The 4826-nt window shown below is 51.1% G+C and carries 2 protein-coding genes and 2 pseudogenes; all 4 read right to left on the reverse strand.

The annotated features are described in order from the left end of the window. Positions 1–187: 187 nt before the first annotated feature. The 4 genes and pseudogenes from topA to secA all read right to left on the reverse strand — a co-directional run bounded on the left by topA (position 188) and on the right by secA (position 4160). Positions 188–2632: a type I DNA topoisomerase gene (topA, locus tag OEM52_13990; GenBank protein MDK9701247.1), complete on the reverse strand. Its 2445-nt coding sequence runs from the start codon at positions 2630–2632 to the stop codon at positions 188–190. Beyond that, the gene (locus OEM52_13995; protein MDK9701248.1) at positions 2625–3065 is read right to left on the reverse strand and encodes a DUF494 family protein; all 441 of its coding nucleotides are present in this window, start codon (positions 3063–3065) and stop codon (positions 2625–2627) included. The genes topA and OEM52_13995 overlap by 8 nt, the downstream gene beginning before the upstream one ends. A 120-nt stretch (positions 3066–3185) precedes the next feature. Continuing rightward, a pseudogene (locus OEM52_14000) lies at positions 3186–3299 on the reverse strand (SEC-C metal-binding domain-containing protein). A gap of 210 nt (positions 3300–3509) precedes the next feature. Continuing rightward, positions 3510–4160: pseudogene (gene secA, locus OEM52_14005) on the reverse strand (preprotein translocase subunit SecA). Positions 4161–4826 lie beyond the last annotated feature (666 nt).

The following is a 4826-nucleotide window of genomic DNA, read 5'->3' on the forward strand; positions in this document are numbered from 1 at the left end:
GTACTATCCTGCTCGAGAGTATCAAGTAAAGCTACATTGAATCCGACTTCCTTCCCATGTTTTTTCGGGTAGAAATTCGGTTTCGTGATTTCTATTCCCGCAAGGCATTCGGATGAATAGATTCTTTCTTAAAGATGGGAAAGCCGCCTCGAACATGCAAGGCGGCGTAAGCATTATGGAAAAATAATTAGGAAGATCGCTTTGCCGCTCGTTTTAACGAAGTCGCCTGTTTCGTCGCCGGTTTGCTCGACGATTTCGCTTTCGTTGCCGGTTTGGCGGTTGCCTTCACGGCTTTCTTAACTGCCGGTTTTACAGCCGGTTTCGCGGGCGTCTTTGCCGTTGGTTTAACGGTTGATTTCTTTGTCGTCCCGGTTTTCTTGTGAGTGGATTTCTCACTGCCCGGCTCTTTCGGACGCGGCGTTACTGCTTTATATGCACCGGTTTTATCCTTCCGAATGTTGACAATGCCGTTGCATTTCGGATAGGTCGAACACGAGAAGAACGGTCCAAATCTTCCCAACCGTGCCGCCATCGGTAAACCGCACACCGGACATCCAGTAATCCCCACATCTTCCGGCGTTACATCGATAGTCCTTTTCTTTTTCTCATCGGTTGTGCCAACGGTAACATTGGAGGGTAACCGGCGGATGTTATCGCATTTCGGATAATTGCTGCAACCCAAAAATGCGCCGAATTTCCCTTGCCGCGCGACCATTTTAGAGCCGCACTTCTCGCACGGTTCCGACAACAACTCTTCCGGTACTTCTGCCGCCGCAGCGCCATTGGCAATCGAGGAAAGATTCTTCGTCGCGCTGCATTCACTGCACCGGAGATATGCACCGAAGCGACCAATCCGCAGTTGCATCGCCGGGTGTCCATTCGGACAAACTTCGGTAGAGGGGAGAAATGCCGCATCGCGCAACGTCTTCAGGTGTTCCGGTGTCTGTGCCGATGCCAGTTTCTTTTCCAGCGGACGATACAGTTCCCCGATGACATTCTGCCATTCCCCTTTCCCTTCGGCGATTTCATCGAGTTCACTTTCCATTTTCGCAGTGTACTCGACATCGAATAAATCGGGGAATTCACCTACCAGCAAACGATTGACCACTCGTCCCAGCGGCGTCGGTTGCAATTTTTTCTCGTAGCGTAATGCGTATTCACGGTCGAGCAAGGTTTGGACGATGGAAGCATAGGTCGAGGGACGTCCGATTCCCAATTCATCCAACTCTTTCACCAAAGTCGCTTCGCTGAAACGCGCCGGCGGTTCGGTGAAGTGTTGCGACGGAATGATTTGCAATAATGGTAAAATTGCTTTTTCGAGTAAGCCGTCCGGCAACAAGCCGCCTTCCTCTTCTTCATCGTCGCGACCATACAATTTCAGGAAGCCATCGAACAACAACCGTTGTCCATTGGCTCGGAACACCGCCCGGTCACGCACCGCGATGTCAGCCGACTGCCGCTCAAAGCGCGCCGCTTCCATTTGCGATGCCATCGTCCGCCGCCAAATGATATCATATAATTTCGCTTGTTCGTTGGTAAGATGTTCGCGAACATCGTTCGGATGGCGGGAAGGATCAGTCGGTCTAACTGCCTCGTGGGCATCCTGTGCATCGGATTTCGTCTTGTATTGCCGGGGATGCTCCGGTACATACTCTTTCCCATAGGAATTTTGAATCTGTGTGCGCAACGCTGAAACTGCTTCGCTGGCAAGCCGTACCGAATCGGTACGCATATAGGTAATCAAACCGACCGGCCCCTCGCCCGGCAGCTCAACCCCTTCATACAGCTGTTGAGCGACTGTCATCGTCCGGCGAACGCCAAAACCCATTTTACTTGATGCAGCTTGCTGTAAAGTGGAAGTAGTAAACGGCGGCGGTGGTGTTTTCTTCACCGATTTCGTTTCGACTTTCAGAACCTTACCGGTATGCCCTTCACAATACTCGACGACGAGTGGCGCAGTCACTGCCGGCAACCGCTCGGCTTTTTCACCGTCCCATGTGACCAGTTTGGTTTTTACTTCCCCGGTACCGACGGCAAAAATCGCTTCAACATTCCAATATTCTTCGGGGATAAATGCAAGAATTTCCTCTTCGCGTTCGCACACCAACCGCAACGCAACTGATTGCACACGTCCGGCAGAGATACCTGTTTTTATAGTCTTCCAAAGCAATGGACTGACTAAGTAACCAACCAACCGGTCGAGTACCCGGCGCGCCTGTTGCGCGTCAACCCGGTTCAAATCGATTTCGCGGGGATGTTTGATCGCATTCAGAATCGCCGATTTGGTGATTTCTTCAAATTCGACCCGCGCCAACGACAACGCTTTGTCTTGTATCAATTCGGCGATGTGCCACGCAATCGCTTCCCCTTCACGGTCAGGGTCAGTCGCCAGCAGCACATTTTTCCCATTGGTCGCTTTGCGCAATTCGTTGACAATTTTCTCTTTACCGGGGATTACTTGGTAATCCGGTGTGAAAAGATTCTTGAGATCGACGCCTAAACCGGTAGAAGGTAAGTCGCGGATGTGTCCCACCGATGCATAGGTTTTATAGCCGCTGCCGAGATACTTCTCGAGTGACTTGACTTTAGTAGGCGATTCAACAATGATTATTGTCGGCGAAGTATTACTCACCCAATTCTCCCTGCGGCTTTTCTAACAATATCTCGGTCATCAATTCCAGTAAATCGTCTCGATTAATCGGTAATGTCTCTTCCCGGGCAATCTCATCGAGAATCGAATCGACATCGAACGGGGTGACTAAACTGGTTCGTTGCATTTGTTGCAGCAACCCTTCCGCTTCCGGCGTCATCATCGAACGTTCAAATTTTGTTAAAACCCGCCATGCACCAGGATTCGGCTGCCGCAAAGGGAGGGCGGTTCCAATTGAGCGCGCCATCGCTTCCGGCCGGCGTTGCAACAAATCCATCGCGGCGGTGATTTCCTGCGGCGTAAACCCTTGTCGGGTGAGCAACTCCGAAAGCATGCTCATCTCTTCGGCGGTGAGGTTACCCCGCTGCAGTTCGGTCAATACGACCGCCAACGCTTCCATAATATTTCTGTTCATTCTGACTACAATTCAATCCGTATGATTTACACACCGAGACAATCTACTCGATTCCTACGATTAAAATGTGTTGTCAAACACATCACATTGGCATAAAACGATGCTCGGTAGCAACAAGGCTCACCCATTCACCCCGTGGCAATTCTTATACTTTTTCCCGGAACCGCAAGGGCAAGGATCGTTTCTTCCCACTTTTGGTTGATCGCGGGTTATTGGTTTTGATACAACCCGGTCGCCATCCATCGCTGTCTCCGGTTGGATTGCTCGCGGCTGTCGCGTCGGAGCATCCGCACCACCGGACACAGTCGGTTCGGAAAATCCCGATCCGCCCTGTGCCACCGACGTGAAACCAAGATTCGTAGCGTCGTTGTGTAGTAGCTGCATCCGCTCCGGTCGGCGTGGCGGGGGCTCTGGTTGCTCAACCTGAATTTCCGCCCGGAAGATAATTTTTGTCGCTTCTTCGTCAATTTCGCCAAACATCTGCTGAAACAGATCGAAACCCTCTTTCTTGTACTCGATGAGGGGGTCTTTTTGACCGTAGGCGCGAAGCCCAACGCCTTCCTTCAAGCGATCCATATTCGCAAGGTGATCACGCCATTTATCGTCGATAACCCGTAACTGTACAAACCGGACAAATCCCTTAAATGGCTCTTCACCGATAGATTGCTTTCGGCGTTCTAACCGGCGCTTCGCCCGCTCGATGATTTTTTCGCGCAATTCGTCTTGAATCATTAAGTCACGTTCGTCAGGTGTGAAGTTCAAATCGACGCCGAGGATACGCGAGCCCTTTAACGCAATCGCATCCCAATCCCATTCGTGAGGACTGACATTCTTTTCGGTGTTCTGTTCGACAACGTCTTCGCACCAATTGCCTAACATCGTCTCCAGTGTTTCGAAAGGATCTCCACCAAACAACAGTTTGCGGCGCATGCCATAGATGGCTTCGCGCTGCTGGTTCATGACGTCGTCATACTCGAGCAGTTGCTTTCGAATCCCAAAGTTGTAAGCTTCGACCCGCTTCTGCGCTTTTTCAATTGACCGGGTTATCAGCGAATGGGTGATCACTTCACCCTTTTCGACTCCTAGGCGATCCATCACACCGGCAATCCGGTCGCTGCCGAAAAGCCTCATCAAGTTGTCTTCAAGTGACATATAGAATACGGTGTCGCCGGGGTCGCCCTGACGACCGGCTCGACCGCGCAACTGCCGGTCGATCCGCCGCGATTCATGACGCTCGGTGCCGATGATTTGCAAACCGCCGACTTTCTTTCCGCCCTCAGTGCGGATGACGCCGTCACCCAGTTTGATGTCGGTTCCACGACCTGCCATATTGGTCGCAATGGTTACCGCACCGGGCTGTCCGGCTAAGGAAACGATTTCAGCTTCCCGCTGATGCTGCTTCGCATTTAATACGTTGTGCTTTACCCCTTTTCGGCTCAGAAAACGGGAGAGCAGCTCCGAAACTTCAACCGACACTGTTCCAATAAGAACCGGCAAGCCTTCATCGTTTAATCTTGCGACATGTTCGACTACGGCATCGTATTTTTCGGCTCTGGTCTTGTACACTAAGTCGTCGTGATCATTGCGAATCATCGGTCTATTTGTCGGAATAATGACCACTTCGAGTTTGTAAATCGAATAAAATTCTTCTTCTTCGGTAGCCGCGGTACCGGTCATACCAGCGAGCTTTTCATACAACCGGAAATCTGTCTTTTATACACATCTGACGCTGCCGACGAGATTTCCAGTGTAGATCTCGGT

Source organism: bacterium (genome assembly GCA_030247525.1).
Lineage (GTDB): Bacteria > Electryoneota > JAOADG01 > JAOADG01 > JAOADG01 > JAOTSC01.

Excerpts from the sequence above, each read along its gene's own strand:
- OEM52_13995 (MDK9701248.1), bottom strand. The coding sequence starts at position 3,065 with ATGAACAGAAATATTATGGAAGCGTTGGCGGTCGTATTGACCGAACTG.